The organism is Bacillus bingmayongensis (assembly GCF_000299035.1).
Lineage (GTDB): Bacteria > Bacillota > Bacilli > Bacillales > Bacillaceae_G > Bacillus_A > Bacillus_A bingmayongensis.
In genome coordinates, this window is the sequence record NZ_JH921518.1 from 729,825 (window position 1) to 746,707 (window position 16,883).

General features: G+C 35.2%; 15 protein-coding genes. 2 read left to right on the forward strand and 13 right to left on the reverse strand.

The window, feature by feature from the left end:
- Window positions 1–123: 123 nt before the first annotated feature.
- The 8 genes from Y7E_RS0118360 to Y7E_RS0118400 form a co-directional block, all read right to left on the reverse strand.
- Window positions 124–2,319, reverse strand: coding sequence for an MMPL family transporter (locus Y7E_RS0118360; protein WP_017152724.1), 2,196 nt, complete (start codon window positions 2,317–2,319; stop codon window positions 124–126).
- A 128-nt stretch (window positions 2,320–2,447) separates the two neighbouring features.
- The gene (locus tag Y7E_RS0118365; protein WP_017152725.1) at window positions 2,448–3,095 is read right to left on the reverse strand and encodes a phosphatase PAP2 family protein; all 648 of its coding nucleotides are present in this window, start codon (window positions 3,093–3,095) and stop codon (window positions 2,448–2,450) included.
- A 243-nt stretch (window positions 3,096–3,338) separates the two neighbouring features.
- The gene (locus Y7E_RS0118375) at window positions 3,339–4,388 is read right to left on the reverse strand and encodes a polyamine ABC transporter substrate-binding protein (protein ID WP_017152726.1); all 1,050 of its coding nucleotides are present in this window, start codon (window positions 4,386–4,388) and stop codon (window positions 3,339–3,341) included.
- Between the two features lie 41 nt (window positions 4,389–4,429).
- Complete coding sequence (locus tag Y7E_RS0118380; RefSeq protein ID WP_017152727.1) at window positions 4,430–5,230, reverse strand: ABC transporter permease; 801 nt, start codon at window positions 5,228–5,230, stop codon at window positions 4,430–4,432.
- Between the two features lie 6 nt (window positions 5,231–5,236).
- A complete protein-coding gene (locus Y7E_RS0118385) occupies window positions 5,237–6,082 on the reverse strand; it encodes an ABC transporter permease (protein ID WP_017152728.1) in 846 nt (281 codons plus the stop codon).
- The gene (potA, locus tag Y7E_RS0118390; protein ID WP_017152729.1) at window positions 6,079–7,062 is read right to left on the reverse strand and encodes a spermidine/putrescine ABC transporter ATP-binding protein PotA; all 984 of its coding nucleotides are present in this window, start codon (window positions 7,060–7,062) and stop codon (window positions 6,079–6,081) included. The genes Y7E_RS0118385 and potA overlap by 4 nt, the downstream gene beginning before the upstream one ends.
- 232 nt (window positions 7,063–7,294) lie before the next feature.
- Window positions 7,295–8,662, reverse strand: coding sequence for an aldehyde dehydrogenase (locus tag Y7E_RS0118395; protein ID WP_017152730.1), 1,368 nt, complete (start codon window positions 8,660–8,662; stop codon window positions 7,295–7,297).
- Window positions 8,663–8,946: 284 nt separating this feature from the next.
- Window positions 8,947–11,334 (reverse strand): immune inhibitor A domain-containing protein, encoded by a 2,388-nt coding sequence (locus tag Y7E_RS0118400; protein ID WP_017152731.1) that lies wholly within the window; start codon window positions 11,332–11,334, stop codon window positions 8,947–8,949.
- A 378-nt stretch (window positions 11,335–11,712) separates the two neighbouring features.
- Between Y7E_RS0118400 and Y7E_RS0118405 the strand changes: the two genes are divergently transcribed.
- On the forward strand, window positions 11,713–11,844 hold the full coding sequence (locus tag Y7E_RS0118405) for an anti-repressor SinI family protein (RefSeq protein WP_017152732.1): 132 nt from the start codon (window positions 11,713–11,715) through the stop codon (window positions 11,842–11,844).
- Between the two features lie 82 nt (window positions 11,845–11,926).
- Complete coding sequence (locus Y7E_RS0118410; protein WP_017152733.1) at window positions 11,927–12,250, forward strand: helix-turn-helix domain-containing protein; 324 nt, start codon at window positions 11,927–11,929, stop codon at window positions 12,248–12,250.
- Window positions 12,251–12,346: 96 nt separating this feature from the next.
- Here Y7E_RS0118410 and calY read toward each other — a convergent pair whose 3' ends face one another.
- The 5 genes from calY to Y7E_RS0118435 all read right to left on the reverse strand — a co-directional run bounded on the left by calY (window position 12,347) and on the right by Y7E_RS0118435 (window position 16,863).
- The gene (gene calY / locus Y7E_RS0118415; RefSeq protein WP_017152734.1) at window positions 12,347–12,940 is read right to left on the reverse strand and encodes a biofilm matrix protein CalY; all 594 of its coding nucleotides are present in this window, start codon (window positions 12,938–12,940) and stop codon (window positions 12,347–12,349) included.
- A gap of 395 nt (window positions 12,941–13,335) precedes the next feature.
- Window positions 13,336–14,085, reverse strand: a complete 750-nt coding sequence (locus tag Y7E_RS0118420; protein ID WP_017152735.1) for a DUF4047 domain-containing protein — start codon at window positions 14,083–14,085, stop codon at window positions 13,336–13,338.
- A gap of 162 nt (window positions 14,086–14,247) precedes the next feature.
- Window positions 14,248–14,835, reverse strand: coding sequence for a TasA family protein (locus tag Y7E_RS0118425; RefSeq protein WP_017152736.1), 588 nt, complete (start codon window positions 14,833–14,835; stop codon window positions 14,248–14,250).
- 49 nt (window positions 14,836–14,884) lie between these two features.
- Window positions 14,885–15,460 (reverse strand): signal peptidase I SipW, encoded by a 576-nt coding sequence (sipW, locus tag Y7E_RS0118430; RefSeq protein ID WP_017152737.1) that lies wholly within the window; start codon window positions 15,458–15,460, stop codon window positions 14,885–14,887.
- A 134-nt stretch (window positions 15,461–15,594) separates the two neighbouring features.
- Complete coding sequence (locus Y7E_RS0118435) at window positions 15,595–16,863, reverse strand: D-alanyl-D-alanine carboxypeptidase family protein (RefSeq protein ID WP_017152738.1); 1,269 nt, start codon at window positions 16,861–16,863, stop codon at window positions 15,595–15,597.
- Window positions 16,864–16,883: the final 20 nt, after the last annotated feature.

Here is a 16,883-nt window from a genome sequence, read left to right on the forward strand (position 1 = left end):
TTCATAGCCGTGATTAATGTGCCAGTAAATCAAAATGAACATATATGGAAAGAATGGTGGATTAAAAAAGGCCATTGAAAAACTTCCGTTTTTCAATGGCCTCTCTACAAGGTGAGCGCTTTTTCAATCCGATGATTTTACTTCTTTCTTTCGAAACGGCAGCCACCAGTTCCAATCTCCGAACATTTTCATTAAACTTGGTACAAGCATGAGCCTAATAATCGTTGCATCAAGAAAAATAGCAAGTGCCACACCAAGTCCCATCTGCTTTACTGGTAAAATATCAGTAAATGCGAATGCTCCTGTTACAACAATCATAATAAGAGCAGCTGATGTAATAATACGACTCGTTGATACAAGTCCTTCTAACGTTGCCTTATCATTATCTCCTGTCTCTTCATACAATTCATGGATACGAGAAATAAGAAATACTTCATAATCCATACTTAAACCGAATACAAGGCCGAATATAAAGATTGGTAACACGAATAAAACTGAGCTTTCTTCCAATCCAAAATGTCCACCCTCAAATAGCCAAATAACAATACCAATGGTTGCACTTAAACTAAGTACATTCATCACGATAGCCTTAATTGGAATAAGTATAGAACGGAATGCAAATAGCAAAATAAAGAAAGTGGAACCGAATATAACAGACATCCCAATCACAACTTTATCTTTAATTTCATCCTCTAGCTCTTGTTGAAATGTTGTCATACCACCCAAATAATACGTAATACTATCATCTCTATACGTGTCTTTAAAATCACGCACCCATTGCTTTGCAGTCTCTGCTTTAGGCTTTGTATCCAAGAAAATTTGAAGGGTTGTTTTGTTTCCTTTTGTATATGCTTCAAGTACAGGTTCCACTTGCGTACGCTGTGGGGATTGTAACAATGTAGCGAGCTGTTCAGGTTTCATACCATTTAGCTCATCATATAGACTTTTCACCTTATATACATGCTTATCTTTTTTCAGCTTTTGAACAACATCTTCTATCTTCTGTAAACTTTCTTTCTCTATGATATTACTTTTCGTCTCTAGTACTACTGTAACATCGGCATGTGTTTTTACAATTTTGTTGAATGACTCTTCATATCTTTCATATGCAATTCGTGTATCACTTTTCTCCGGCAATGCTTCTTCACCGGGAAATTGAAGGTTAGCGGTGCGAAGCGGTAACAAACAGACAATAATAAACATTGTAACAACGATAATCATCATAATAGGATGCTTCATAACAAATTGAGCGAACTTACGCCACAGTTTTGAAGTGCGAGGTGCAGTTGGATTTTTTTTCAATAATCGCTTCCCTATTAACGATAACAATGCGGGAAGAAGTGTCAGTGAAAATAATATACTCATTACAACAACAATCATCCCGCTAATTGCAACAGACTGAATATAATCAATTTCAAAGAAAAATAAACCGGATAAACCAACAAATACACATAATCCGGAAAATACAATGGCACGTCCCGCTGTTTGATATGTGACAGCTATTGCCTCTTTTACTGTCCGATGTGCCACTTCCTCACGAAATCGGTTCACAAATAACAGTGCAAAATCAATTGACAAAGCAAGCCCGATCATAGGTGCAACATTTAATACAAAAATAGATAACTCTTTATCTATACCGATAAAATATAAAATTCCCATCGTACTAAGCACACTAAGCGCCCCATTTACAATCGGCAAGATCGATGCAAGCAAACTACCGAATGAAAATAGTAATACAAGAAAGGCAATTGGCAATCCAATCATTTCTGCTACTTTCAAATCATTTTGTGTTCGCTCATTAATTTCTTCATTAATCTTTGGAAAACCTGTTGGTGATACTTTCAAAGTATCGTTACTTTCCTTTTTTATTTCTTTTGCAAATTGTAATGTCTTTTCATTCCGTTCTTTACTTGTTTTCCCGGAAAATAAAATCGTCGCATATGCAATATCGTCTTGCAGCATCTCTTTATTTTCTAACGGGTGATGAAATGAATCATACGTTTCTTTCGTTTGAATGTTTGTTATAATTTCTTCTATTCGTTTTTGAAAGGTTTCGTTTGAAATCCCTTTATTCTTCTGAAAAACAAGAAGGAGCGTATCTTGAGACTGTTTAAAATCTTTATCTAAAATTGCTTTTGTCTTTTGATAATCTCCTTTTGTTTGAAAACCATCGCCTCCTAATACTCCTGGAAGTTTTGGTGCAAAAATACCGAGTGCTATTGCTAATACGACTAATGCAACTATGACTGTATAGCGAGATTGATAAAGAAAAGTACCTAGTTCCCCCCATTTATCTATTTTATGTACATTTGTCTTCACACATCTTCACCTACTTTATATAATTAGTGAATCCCTCTATATTTTAGCACATCCGGGCATAATCAATTATGAAACACCATAAAAAAGCATCCGAAAAAACCAGTAATCTAGGCTTTTCCGGACATTTCTTATCTCTCTTGGTTCGCTCCAAGCCACTCTGAAAGTAAGCGATGAAAATAAATAGCCATAATTAATAAAATACCACTTAAACAATAACCAGCTAAAATATCAGTCGGATAATGTACAGATAAAATAATCCTACTTAATCCAATCCATATGATGAATAGTGCCATAGTAAGCGTAATAACAACTTTCCCAGCCACATTTTTTACGTTTGCAGCAATAATATAAGCAAGGAATCCATACGTAATAATGGATAGCATAGCATGTCCACTTGGAAAACTGTATCCAAGGGCATCAAGCGCTTCATTTAAGCTCGGACGATCTCTTTTCGCAATTTCTTTTATTCCTTTATTCACAAGATGCGTTATTAACACAGCCGTCGGATAAACAACCATCGCTACATAGTAACGTTTCTTCCAAAAAGCGAGAAGACTAAGACTAAGCGTGCTAATAATCCCAATTGCAGATCCCATCTTCGTAAAATATGAAAAAAACGCAAGCGAGCTTTCTGTTTGTAATCCCCTTACAAGCCCTTTTACATATTCATCAATTGCTGTCGCACCTCCAGCTTGTACCTTCCAAGCAATGAGAGCAAATGCAGCGAATAATAAAATCATACAAAAAAGCTCATATCGATGTAATTTCTTTTTCAATTTTTTCCTCCCACTATGAAAAAATGCGATTTCTATTCAGAAACCGCATTTTTATTATATATCCAATGTAATTTTCAACATATAAATCGCAGCCATGAAAATAAAAGGAGCTTTCCACTCATTTTCTACTTCTGTTTTCACGCAGCATGGGGCGAAAAAAGGCACTGACCGCTTCTATGCTCAGCCGGCCCCTCTCTCCCACCTAAAAGATTAGGCTTTTTGTTGGTTTTTCAATTTATATACTTATTTCCCTTTTGTTTTTAACTCTGTCCAATAACGATCATACTCTTTTAATTTATTGTCTACATCAACAAGCCACTCTGTACGATTTAATTCGTCTTGCGATAAGAAAATCATGTGGTTTTCACGATACTCTTTACTGTGAAGTTCCCATGCTTTTTCATTTGGGTTACTATATCCAATGGATTCATAGTTTTTCACACTTACTTTTTCATCCATTAAATAGTTCATAAACTTCTCTGCAAGTTCTTTATTTTTCGCACCTTTTGGAATTGCTAATGTATCCGCCCAAATTGTACCGCCTTCTTTTGGAACGACATACTCTACATCTTTATTATCTTTTGCAATGAACGCTGCATCTCCAGACCAAACTGTTCCAATCCAAGCGTCCTCTGTAATAAATTTTTGTTTAATATTATCTGTATCAAATGCTAGTAAGTTAGGAAGTAATTTTTGCAAGTCAGTAGCTGCTGTTTTTAACTCCGCATCATTTTGTGTGCTGTTTGAAAATCCGTTCTTTTTCAGACCCATTCCTAATACTTCACGAGAATCATTTAATAAAGTAACATGGCCTTTATATTTCTCATTCCATAAGTCGCTCCAACTTGTTGGTACTTCTTTTACATGCTTTTTATTGTAAGCAATTCCTGTTACACCCCAAGTATATACAAGCGAATATTTATTCTCTGGATCAAATGCAGGTGTTTTAAAATTGGAAACAAGATTGTTTACATTTGGAATGTTCTTTTTATCCAATGGCTCTAGTAAATCCATTTTTGCCATCGTTTTAACCATGTAGTCCGACGGTTGAATCAAATCATATTTTGCACCGCCAGCTTGTAATTTCGCAAGCATCTCTTCATTACTTGCGTATTTATCATAGTTAATTTTCACGTTATATTTTTTTTCAAAATCCTTTAACACTTGCTCATCAAAGTTATCAGCCCAGCTATAAATATTTAGCTCTTCTTTCTTTTCACCACAACCAGCAAGTACACCGGCAACAAGGCTGAAGCTAAGCGCTGCACCAGCTATTGTTTTCATCCATTTCATCGAATCATTACCTCCTTGTTCTTTGTAATTCATTTACTTTCTTATAATGGAAGATGTCCCCCAGAGTTTTCTTCACCATCTGCACCTTTATTACGGAATAGTTCTGATGCGATCATTAATCCAACAATCACAACAATTAATATTGTAGAAAGAGCATTAATTTCAGGTGTTACACCACGTTTTACCATACTATAAATATATAATGGCAATGTTGTTGATCCTGGACCAGACACGAAGAAACTAATCACAAAGTCATCGATTGATAATGTGAATGTTAATAATGCTGCAGAAATAACACCAGGTGCAATTCCAGGAAGCGTTACGTAACGAAACGTTTGCCACGGAGTTGCTCCTAAATCATTCGCGGCTTCTTCTAAATCACGTCCCATACCAGAAAGACGTGCTGCTAAAATCACAACAACAAATGAAATACTAAATGTAATGTGCGCAATAATAATGGTAACTTGTCCAAGTTCCATTCCAATTTGACTAAATAAAATAAGTAAAGATAATCCCATTAAAATATCAGGAATTAAAATCGGTAAATATACCAGGCCATTAATTGCCCCTTCAAAACGATATTTATAACGATGTAATGCAACAGCGAAAATCACACCAAGAACTGTCGTCACAACTGTCGTCACAATCGCAATTGTAATACTATTTATAAATGCATCAATAACATCTTGCTTTTGAAATAGATCTGTATACCAATGGAATGTAAATCCTTCCCATTCTGCGTTAATACGAGAATTGTTAAAAGAATATACCATGAGAACCATCATTGGAAAATACAAGAACAATAAAATTAACCAAGAATAAGAAACTAAAAACTTCTTCATCTTTGTCTATTCCCCTCCGTTTCCGTATTTATATACTTTCGTTACACGATAATATAAGTAAATTAACAGAACAGAGAACAGCACGACAATAATTGATAACGCTGATCCAAATGGCCAATCACGTGCACCTAAGAATTGGTTTTGAATAACGTTCCCGATTAATGCTACTTTCGATCCACCCATAACGTCTGATACAACAAACATTCCAATAGATGAAACAAATACTAAAATCGAACCAGTAGCAACCCCTGACATTGTCATTGGCAATGTTACATGCCAAAATGCTTTCATCGGTGTTGCCCCTAAATCATATGCAGCTTCTAACTTACGTTTATCAAGCTGCTCAATAGCTGCGTACACTGGTAAAATCATAAACGGCAGTAAAGAATATACCATTCCTAATACAACAGATGGTGTATTATACAATAAATTTAGTGGCTCATTAATAATGCCTAACTTTAGTAATACTGTATTTACAAGCCCTTGTGAACGTAAAATAACAATCCATGCATACGAGCGCACAAGAAAGTTAATCCAAAACGGAATCGTTGCCAATAATAGTAAAATCGAACGATATTTACGATCAACAATTGTAATTGTATATGCAAATGGGTAACCAATGAGTAAACAAAGTACTGTTGTAATCACTGCGATTTTCACTGTTTCCCATAATGTATTCATATACAAGGGATCAAACACACGAGATATATTATCTAAGGTAAATTGCATTTCCACTGTTCCGTATGCCCCGCGCTGCAAGAACGCAAATGCTAATACGAATAAAAGCGGAAATAAAAAGAAGATTAAGAGCCATGTAACTGTAGGTAATGCGAGTAGTTTCCCTTTTTTCAATTTAAGGTCACCTCATCCTCTTGTTCCCAGCCTACATATACATTATCACCGATACTCCACTGCGCTGCTTCTTCTGCAGTTTGATACGTCATTAATAGTTCAGATGTTTTTTCATCACGTACATACAGCTTTTCCATATTTCCCACAAATTCAATATCTTCAATATGTCCAAGATGGTATTCTTTTAAAATTGGTTGTTCAACCGAACGTATTTTCACATTTTCAGGGCGAACTGCTACGTAGTTTTCCCCATTTTTAATAATATTATTTTCACCAATGAATGTCGCAACAAACAATGTTTTCGGTTCATTATAAATTTCTTTTGGCGTTCCGATTTGCTCGATATGCCCTTTATTCATAACAACAATGCGATCACTCATGCTCATCGCTTCTTCTTGGTCATGCGTTACATAGATAAACGTAATTCCTAAATTACGCTGTAAATTTTTCAATTCGCGTTGCAAATCTTTTCTTAATTTAAAATCAAGTGCCCCAAGTGGCTCATCTAGCAATAACACACGTGGATTATTTACGATTGCTCTTGCAATTGCAACACGCTGCTGTTGTCCACCAGAAAGTTTTGCAGGCTTACGATTACGGAATTCTAGTAACTGCGTTAAACGCATCGCTTCTTCTGCACGTTCTTTTTGTTCCGCTGTTGATACTTTTTGCATCTTCATACCAAAACAAATATTTTTCTCCACCGTCATATGTGGAAATAATGCATAGTGCTGGAACACTAAGTTCATATGACGCTTATAAGGTGGTAAATCATTGATTCTTTCCTCATCAAGTAAAAGATTACCCTTTGTAGGGGTTTCAAAACCTGCAATCATACGAAGTAACGTTGTTTTACCACAACCACTAGGTCCAAGAATCGTTAAAAATTCTCCTTCTTTAATATCTAAAGAAAGAGGTGGAATAATCACTTGATCTCCAAAATGTTTTTCTACCGCTTCAACTTTAATAATCTTTTTCATTTTCCCGTCCTATCTACCTCAAATTTTCACTCTTTATATTCATGAATAAATATTAGTTTTCTATATTTTTTGTTTCGATCCAAACAAAAATGATTGTTTAACAGCGTCCTCTTCTATTCTTTATGTAGTATGTTTGATTCATTTTTGCATGATACATATGTCGAACAGAAAAACCCCTTCAGGCGAGAAGGGGTTTTTATCATACGGCTACGCCTACTGATAAACACCATCATCATTTTAACAACTTTCGTATAAATTTTAAAGCACTTTTTGTAGAAGAATAACGAATTTTCATATCAAATACTGTAGATTGAGACAAAATGCTTTTATAGTGCGAAAATGTGTGAAAACTTTGTTTTCCATGATAACTTCCTAATCCGCTACTTCCAACGCCGCCAAAGGGTAAATATGGCGTAGCAAGATGATACACAACGTCATTTATACAGCCACCGCCATATGAAATATTACTTGTAACTTGTTTTTGAATTTCTTTATTCTCTGAAAATATATATAAAGCTAATGATTTAGGTTGTCGTTGAATACTTTCAATGATATCCTCTATTTTCTCATACTCTATAATCGGCAAAATCGGGCCAAAAATTTCATCTTCCATAATGGAATCCTGCCATGTAATATTCGTTACAACACTTGGCTCAATATGCAGAGTTTCTTCATTATATTTCCCACCAATTTCAACCTTTCCATCTTGTAAAAAAGAACATAACCTTTCAAAATGACGTTTACTGACAATCCGAACATAATTTTCATTTTGCAGTGGTTTTTCTCCATATTGATTTTTAATTTCAATTCGTAACGCTTCAATAAACTGTTCTTTTACAGAAGAATGAACATAAATATAATCCGGTGCAACACACGTTTGTCCCGCATTTAAGAATTTTCCCCAAACAATGCGCCTTGCTGCTATTTCTAATTTTGCATCATCATGCACAATACATGGGCTTTTCCCGCCAAGCTCTAACGTAAGAGGTATCAATCTTTTAGCCGCTGCTTCCATGACAATTTTCCCCACTCCAACGCTGCCTGTGAAAAAAATATAATCAAACGGCTCTTTTAACAGCGCTGTACTCTCATCAATACCGCCTTCAACAACCGCAACCAGTTCTATCGGAAATAATTCTCTTAACATTGTAGCAAGAAGATTCGAGACATTAGGGGTTAATTCCGACGGTTTTAAAACAACTGTGTTTCCAGCCGCTAAAGCCCCTACAAGAGGTGCAATCGCAAGTTGGAATGGATAATTCCACGGAGCCATTACAAGGGTAACACCATAGGGCTCTGGAACTACTTTCCCTTTCGAACCAACATGTGTAAGTGCTGTACGAACGTGCTTTGGCTTACTCAATGAAGAAAGATGTTTCATTAAAAATGAAATTTCCTTTAATGCGTATCCAACCTCTGTCGTAAATGATTCATGATCTGATTTATTTAAATCTAATTTTAACGCTTGAAAAATATCAGACTCAAAACGCTGAATCCCTTCATATAATCTTTTTAAATGTTGCTTTCTTTCTTCTATATTTCTTGTATGACCTTTAGAAAAATATGATTTTTGCTCGTTCACAATAGAAGTGATATTCATCTACTATTCCCACCTTCTATGTTTATATTGATTTTTCAACATATAAGTCACTGTTACGAAAAACAAAAGGTGACCTGCACTCATTTTCTCTCTTTATTTTAACTCGGCATGGGGCAGGAAGAGGAATTCTCCTCTTCTACGCATGACCAGATGCTCTCCCCCACCTAAAAGAAAAAGTTTTTCTATTCTTAAAGTTTCATTATATATGAGTTTGTATTTCATATATAATACATTTGCTCAAAAAAAAGCTGTTGAAAGGAAAACCTTCAACAGCTTCTTCATAATTAACGATATAAGCGAACTGCACCTGCAGATTTATCATCAGCTTGACCAACTACTTCAAATTTCAGACCAAGTTTCGGTAAGATACGTCCTGCATCTGGAATTTGTTTGTTAATATAAGCTTTAGAATCATCGAATTTCGCAACACCTGGTAATCCATTGTATTCAAATGTTCCACGAGTTGGTGATACAACTTTCCAAGCTGGTGTTTGATCGAATGAGAATGCTGCATCAGCAATTTGATAACGTGTGCTATCTTTAAATGTTGGCTTACCATTTAAAGTTCCTGCAATTGCTTCAGGATGAGAATCAACTACACCAAGGAATCCGTATCCTGGATGTACGCCAACCCAGTTATCTGTATAGCTTGAATCTGCATACCATACAACCATACCTGTGTTATATACTGGACCACGAGCAAATTTTAATGCTTCATCAGCACCAGCATAGTTTCTCCACTCTACATAGTAGTTATGATCCTTCTTCTCAATTCCATTTGAAACAACAAAGCCGTCTAACTTAAACTGCGTATCGCCTTCTGCATCATCAGAGAATACAACATTACCATCTACTGTTAATGCTGCATTATCAAGCGTAAAGCCATTTAATGCTAAACCACCATCAGTTACATATTCAAATACTAGCTTCACTTTTTTACCTTTAAATTGGCTTAAATCATACGATTTGTCTACCCATTGTCCAAGCGTTGTATCTGCACCATCTTTTACATTTTTATTACCGATTGTATCGATTAATGTTTTTGATCCATCTTCTGCTACCGCATGTACTTCTAAGAAATCATAATCTGTTTCAATTTCATACAACGATTTGTAATCAAATTTTGCATTTGTTGCATTTGTTAAATCAAATAAAGGCGTTTCTAATGTAGTATGTAAATCATCGCCTTTTGTACTATAGTAGTACTTCTTACCAAATGCAGGCTCAATTCCTTTTACCTCTTTCTCTGGTAGGTTGACACGAATCATACCTGGTCGAGCGGTTTTTGTTACACTTTGATCTAAGTATGTTGCATAACCAATTCCTCGGTTTAACTTATCATAATCTACTTCCACAATGTTTGCCCAGTTTCCACCAATTGTTTTTTGGAAGAACTCCTTGTTTTGCGGAGAGAAACTTGTTGGCGTCGTTCCAGCAATGTTACCTGCCCAGCTACCGCCACTCATAATAGACCATGACTGAACTGGTTCACCGCCGCCAGAATATTTTGTGTCATACTCATCTGGAAGACCTAAATCATGACCATATTCATGTGCGAATACACCAACTGCTCCGTCTTCTGGTTCAATTGTGTAGTCGAATGCTGCCATTTTACCGCCCCAATATGGAACTTTTGCTTGTGTACCATCAATCGGGAATGGTTTTTGACCAATTGTCCAGCGGTGTGACCAAATCGCATCGTCACCTAATTTACCGCCGCCAGCTTCTTGTCCAACACCAGCATGGATAACCATTAAATGATCAATCAAACCATCTGCTTGATTTTGATTGCCATCACCATTTACATCATATTGATCAAATTGATCAAATTCTGATAAATCAAGACCGCTATCTACCGCTGCTTTTAACGCATCCTTAATTAGGTCACGAGGTCCTAATGGGCCTTTATTATCATGGCCGTCTCCAGCATCTGCACCGTAATCAGCCGCTTTACCTGGAACTGTTAACCACTTTGTAACTGTTCCATCTACTGTATAGCTACCGCCAGATTGTTCCTCATAATATTTTTTAAATGTTTCAATGCTTGTCCCATCTTCTAATTGAAACGGCTCGTCACCAAATAACATTTTTTGATAATGTTCTTGATTAAAATCACTAGAATACATATAACCAGGTTCTTTATCAATATTGTTATGTTTGAAATCATCATATTCTACAAGCAATACAAGTACTTTATCTTTACGAACTTCCCCGTTATACTCTTTTGCTTTTGCAGGAGTCGTTGGCACTTTACCATTTAATGCGCCTTTAGCAGGAACCGCCCCATTCCCATTTCCATTTGCTGGTTTTTCTAATTTTTCCTTTGTATCTGTCTTTGCATCCTTAACTTTCTTCAAGAAATCAGATGCTTCTTTTGTAACAGAATCCCCAGTTGTTTCTTCTTTTCCAGGCTTGTCACCCTTCTTTTTCTCTACATACTTTTCGACAGCTTTCTTTGTTTCTTCTTTTGAAGCGGATGAATCAATTACTCCTCGTTTTTTCAGCGCTTCAGCTAAACGCTCTTCTGGAATTAAATGATCATCAATTGGGCTTGTTGCTACTTTTTTTACAGGTGTTTCTGCATAAACAGATTGACTACCTACCCCAAACGAACAACCAAGAACAGCTGCTACCGCAAGTGTTGATAGCACTTTGAATGGTTTCTTTTTCATCCCATTTCCTCCCCTAATAAGAATATGTACTAATATTTAGATAATAATAAAAATTCAGTAATTTTTCAATAATTTGTTTTATTTTGCGTTATTTTGTAAAATTCGTAATATTTTTGTAAAAATTCCATGTTATTTATAAAAATGTTTCTCAATATGTCAGTTATTTCTGAAGATATTGATAAATTTCTATAAAACTATTACAATTTCTTTATAGAATGACAAAACAGTAACTTCTTCATTGGTTTTACCTACAAAATATACAATAAATTAACATTATTTTTACCAAATTAACTTTTCAAAATATTATAATGTGTTTAAATGATTGTTTATTTTGTACGATTCATGACATGACAATTGAACATTAGGGAGGAATACATTTTGTACAAAGACAAGGCAGATACGCTAGATCAGGATTGGATTGACTTAATGCTCGAAGCTTTAGATGCGGGAATCGCTATTCAAGATATCGAACACTTTTTCCAACGCATGAACCAACCTACTGGAAACTAGCAGAGGCGTTCTTTTTAACGAAATTTGTGTTATACTAATGACATCATAAGCCGACTACATACTTACAGAAAGGTGCGCAAAGATGATAGGAGAACGTATAAAACGCCTTCGTTTGCAAAGAGGGATTTCTTTAACAGAACTTGCTGAAAAAGCTGGTGTCGCAAAGTCTTACATCAGCTCTATTGAACGAAATTTACAAAAGAACCCTTCCATTCAATTTCTTGAAAAAATCGCAAATGTTCTACAGATACCAGTTGACACGCTCCTCCACGATGAAACAACATCTGAAAACCAATTAGATTCGGAATGGACACATCTCGTCAAAGAAGCAATGAACTCTGGTGTCTCAAAAGAGCAATTCCGTGAATTTCTAGAGTTTACAAAATGGAAGAAAAACCAGAAATAATATAAACAAGAAGGAGTGCATACTGGGGAGCACTCTTTTTTTATTTACAAAAAAAGCGGGGAATCCCCGCTTTTTTGTGTGTTATTTCTTTATTAGTTATTTCTCTTCGCCTTCAGTTTGGTTTGCATTAAATGTCCATTCTAAGTTTAATGCATCGCCTTGGAATTTATTTTGATCTGCTTTATTGTCTACAAACTCAAATTGTACCCATAGATAGTCTTCAGTTCCTGGTTGTAAACCGCCCTCTTCACCCCACTCTGGAGCAAAGATATCTTTTGCTAAAAGGTCTGGATCTGCCTTTTGTAACTCTGCTAATGTTGTTTCATATACTGGCTCACTTTGTGTATCCCAGTTCCAAATGAAATTAACTTTAATGTGCTCAGCAAAATCTTCCCCAGCATTATCACCTTTAGCATCTGTTACCGTATACTTCGTTGCTAATTTAACATCTTTAATTGCTAATGTGCCGCTGTTCTTTAATAAGAACTCTTTCTTAACAGTATCCCCTGGTTTAAGGTCCTTAATATCTACAATTGTTTTAGGGTCTAAAGTAAGATCTAATGTACCCGCTGCAAACGTATTGTTCGATACTTCTTTGTCACTAAAGTAAGCGAATGTTCCTCCACCGATTAAAGATAATCCCAATGCTGCTGAAGCGACTCCCATACCTAATTTTTTCTTTAAACTCACTTTAAATTCCCCCTAGCTGTTTTTTATTGTTATCTCTTAATGTAGGATAAGAGGTATAACTAATAGAATGACTATTATTTTTCTACGGCCAATGTATGTACAATACCCCTTAAATTTCTCTGTTCTTTAAAAAACCACCTTATGTTCATTATAAAGAACATAAGAGTGTAATTGCAACCAAAAATAATATTACTTTATTTCTCAATATTTTACAGAATTTTCAAAATAATAAACCCTTTATAATGAAGGATCCCTACAATTGGCAGCAGGTTCTTCCGCTAGTATGAAGTGAAACTTTATTCAATGAAGGGTTCAAAATTCCCATCACCAATCAGGCTTTTACGGACAGTACTCCTACTGAATTTTAATATGGAAGTGTTACTGTCCGCGAATAGCTACTGTGCTACTTTTGTAGATTGTTCCTTAGATTGGTCCTTAGGTGGATTTCCCGTTTCTGTTTCTTTTGGATGATTCTCCTCTTTCAGCTGATTATGTTGATTCGTTTCTTCTACAGTTGCTATTTCTTCTTTCTTTTCAGGCGGTACTATTTGTTCTGCTGGCTTTTCTACTTCTTTCGCCTGCTCACTTAGCTTTTGCTTTTCCTTTTCATCATCTATTTGCTTTTGGAATCCTTGAATTTGTTCATCTATTTTTTGCAAGTTTACTTGCTTGTCTACATTCTCACAAATTTTCTTAATAAACTCTAAACCAGTTTGTGTAGAATGAATGATTTGCTGATTGGATTCTAAATTACGATCCTTTTCACGTTCTACTAATTGGTTATAATAACTTTCAATCTCTACGTATATGTTTTGCAATGCTTCACGCTCAGGAACAATCTTTTCACGTTGTTGTTTCCATAAGTTCAGCTTTTTTTCAAGAGCTTCTACAGAATTGATTTCTAGTTCTTTATTCATCTCATCATATGCATGTAAAATAGATTGTTCATGCTGCTGAGCATCGTTTTTTAATACATCTATTGTTTTCGGAAATACAGGTGCCGCGGAAATAACAGCTTGAACCTTTTGTTCTTTTACAAAAGCAGCTTCCGTATGAGTAACAATTTGAGAGCCCATATAAAAAGCACCTGAACACATACATGGTAATATGAGCATCGCTTTTATCCTCTTTGAAGCTTTTGACATTATACCCTCTCCCATTACGTGCATTTCACGTTCTTTATGAAGAACTTATATATTCATTATAATGAAGTTGTATTTAAATGAAAAGAAAAAGCTATATCATTTTTCATTCACTTTATCTCTTATATCTATCAAAAAGAAAAAAGCTATCATTTTGATAGCTTTTTATCTTTCCTCACCTTTTGTTTGCTGTGCATCAAATGTCCATTTCAACTCAAGCGTATCTCCTTGGAACTGATTTTGATTTTTCCCATTATCTACAAACTCAAATTTCACTTTAAATGTATCCTTGTTTCCCGCTTTAATTCCCTTCTCATCTAATACCTCAGAAAGTGCATCATCATTAACTGGTACCGATGGTTTTCCTATTAATTGAGATAATTTCTTTTCTTTTATAATCGCATGTCCCTTATCCATATTTCTTAAAATCGTTACTTTAATATGGTCACCAAAATCTTCAGTATTATCACTTTTCGCATCTTTCACGCTATATTCTGAGTGTAATAAAACTTTTTCAATATCTAATGTCCCGCTATTTACTAATTCAAAATCGCGAATGATTGTATCACCAGGCTTAATATTATTAACATTAATAATTGCTGTCGGATTTGCAGTTAAATCAAGCGTACCTGCCGCAAATGTATTATTTGTGACTTCTTTATCGCTAAAGTACGCATATGTTCCTCCTCCAATTAATGCCGCTCCCATAATTGCCGATGTAATCCCCATTCCTAATTTTTTCTTTAAGGTCATGTCCATATCCCCCAATAATATCTATCTATTTATAGAGAAAATAACGGAATTACACAGATTGTCCAACATCTGTAGATTTATTTTTCTTTTCATTATCAATGCTGCGGATTGCACTAAAAATAGAAATTATAGAATACAAAAGTAAGCATACGCCTGGAATAATTAAAAGTAACGCAGCTCCTGCTTTTGAATTTGCATAATTCAATAAATATCCCACATATGGAACTGTAATATCTTCATATTTTCCAATAACATTTTCTGCTAAGACTGGCTTTAAATCTGGGCCATTATTATTGTCACCTTTTGTTTCATACATTACTTTCCCATTTACATCTTTCACACCAATAATACGGTGAGTTACAATTTTTTTCTCATCTTCTTTAAATGTAATTACATCACCTTTTTTATATTTAGATCCATCCTTCGTTGGTTCAATCGCAATAATTGAGCCCGTTAAAAATGTTGGTTCCATCGATCCAGATAGTACCGTTTTAAATTGATATCCCATTACGGTTGGATCCCCACCGCTTGCTTTTGATGAAATGACAACAAACGCTAAGCAAACCATCAAAGCAAATAAAACAAATGAGATGACGTTACTAATAATCTTCAAAACTAGTTTCATCGCTATCTCCTCCTCTTTATTATGTATATGCACATAAAACTAGGATATCCTGTTTTGTTCTTAAAAGAGAACTTAAATTAATACTATAATGAACAATCCAAAAACGCAATAAAAAATAGGCAATTGCTCATTGCCTATTCCCCTTCTGAAACCGCATTCTTTTTAGCTCGTCTTACTACATATAAACCGATTATCATAAAGGTAATAAATCCAATTCCGATACTTGCCATCAACCCAATTGGATACGTAGGCTCAGCTGGCTTTATTTTTTTTTGCGGCATTACAAATGTAACATCTTCCTTAGAAAGAACATTAATGCTTTCAATCGTTTGATTATTTTTCGTCACATCTACTGTCCCGATGACATCTCCGCGGTGAATTCCTTTTTGATATAGTTTTTCTTTATCAACGGGAGCCGCTTTAAAGGATGTTTTCACATTCTTTCCTTCATCTTTCTTTAACATCAATTCTGCACTTTTTTCAAGTTCACAATCTATGTTTTTATCTAGATATGTTGTTATCTGATACCAATTATTTTTATCTAGCACCATTTGCTTTGTAAATTGCGAGAAGGAATGATCCGCGATTTGACGCATATCTTCGTAGATTTCTGGTCTTTGTGAGGCCATCACAACATTGATAATACGATTGCCATCTTTCTCATTTAATAATACAAGTGTATTGCGTGCTTCATTTGTAAAACCTGTTTTTCCACCAATACTGTATGGGTTTTCAAAATAGGTAGATTTATTAAAAATAGAAACCGTTTGTTTAGATGTTGTAACCGTTATCCTTTTTGTATTCATAGCTTGTAAAATCTCAGGATATTGCTGAATTCCCCTCGTAATCATTGCCATATCATATGCCGTCGTATAATGATTCGGGTCATGTAAACCATTTGGCGTTATAAAATGACTATCCTTTGCCCCTAACTGCTTTGCTTTCTCATTCATCATATTTGCAAAGTTTTCTATACTTCCCCCAATACGTTCACCAATTACATACGCAACATCATTTGCACTCAGCACCATTAAAATTGTGAGCGCTGTATTACGATCGATCGTTTCCCCTACTTGAAATTCAAGTTGGTAGTTACTCTTTTCCTGATCTAATGCAGGTTGCGAAAACGTAAATTGCTCCTCTGGCTTCACATGCTCCATTAATAAAATAGCAGTCAATACTTTCGTCATACTTGCCGGAAATGCATGTTGATTTGCATTTTTATCGTACAAAACATCCCCTGTTTTTGCATCAATTGAAACTGCAAACTGCCCAAATACAGTTGGACCTTGGCCAGGTTCCGGCACTGGTGCAATGCCAGTTTCAGCGTATAATGTCACAGGTGTCAAAAAGAGTAAACAAATAACCATAATAAAAACCGAAATTTTCTTGCAATTCCCCATATGACTCTCCCTTTTCTATT

Coding starts and splice junctions, on each gene's coding strand:
- Y7E_RS0118425 (WP_017152736.1), bottom strand. CDS start 14,835: ATGACCTTAAAGAAAAAATTAGGAATGGGGATTACATCGGCAATTATG.
- potA (WP_017152729.1), bottom strand. CDS start 7,062: ATGAAAAAGATTATTAAAGTTGAAGCGGTAGAAAAACATTTTGGAGAT.
- Y7E_RS0118375 (WP_017152726.1), bottom strand. CDS start 4,388: ATGAAATGGATGAAAACAATAGCTGGTGCAGCGCTTAGCTTCAGCCTT.
- Y7E_RS0118380 (WP_017152727.1), bottom strand. CDS start 5,230: ATGAAGAAGTTTTTAGTTTCTTATTCTTGGTTAATTTTATTGTTCTTG.
- Y7E_RS0118410 (WP_017152733.1), top strand. CDS start 11,927: ATGATAGGAGAACGTATAAAACGCCTTCGTTTGCAAAGAGGGATTTCT.
- Y7E_RS0118400 (WP_017152731.1), bottom strand. CDS start 11,334: ATGAAAAAGAAACCATTCAAAGTGCTATCAACACTTGCGGTAGCAGCT.
- sipW (WP_017152737.1), bottom strand. CDS start 15,460: ATGAAACTAGTTTTGAAGATTATTAGTAACGTCATCTCATTTGTTTTA.
- Y7E_RS0118435 (WP_017152738.1), bottom strand. CDS start 16,863: ATGGGGAATTGCAAGAAAATTTCGGTTTTTATTATGGTTATTTGTTTA.
- Y7E_RS0118395 (WP_017152730.1), bottom strand. CDS start 8,662: ATGAATATCACTTCTATTGTGAACGAGCAAAAATCATATTTTTCTAAA.
- Y7E_RS0118420 (WP_017152735.1), bottom strand. CDS start 14,085: ATGTCAAAAGCTTCAAAGAGGATAAAAGCGATGCTCATATTACCATGT.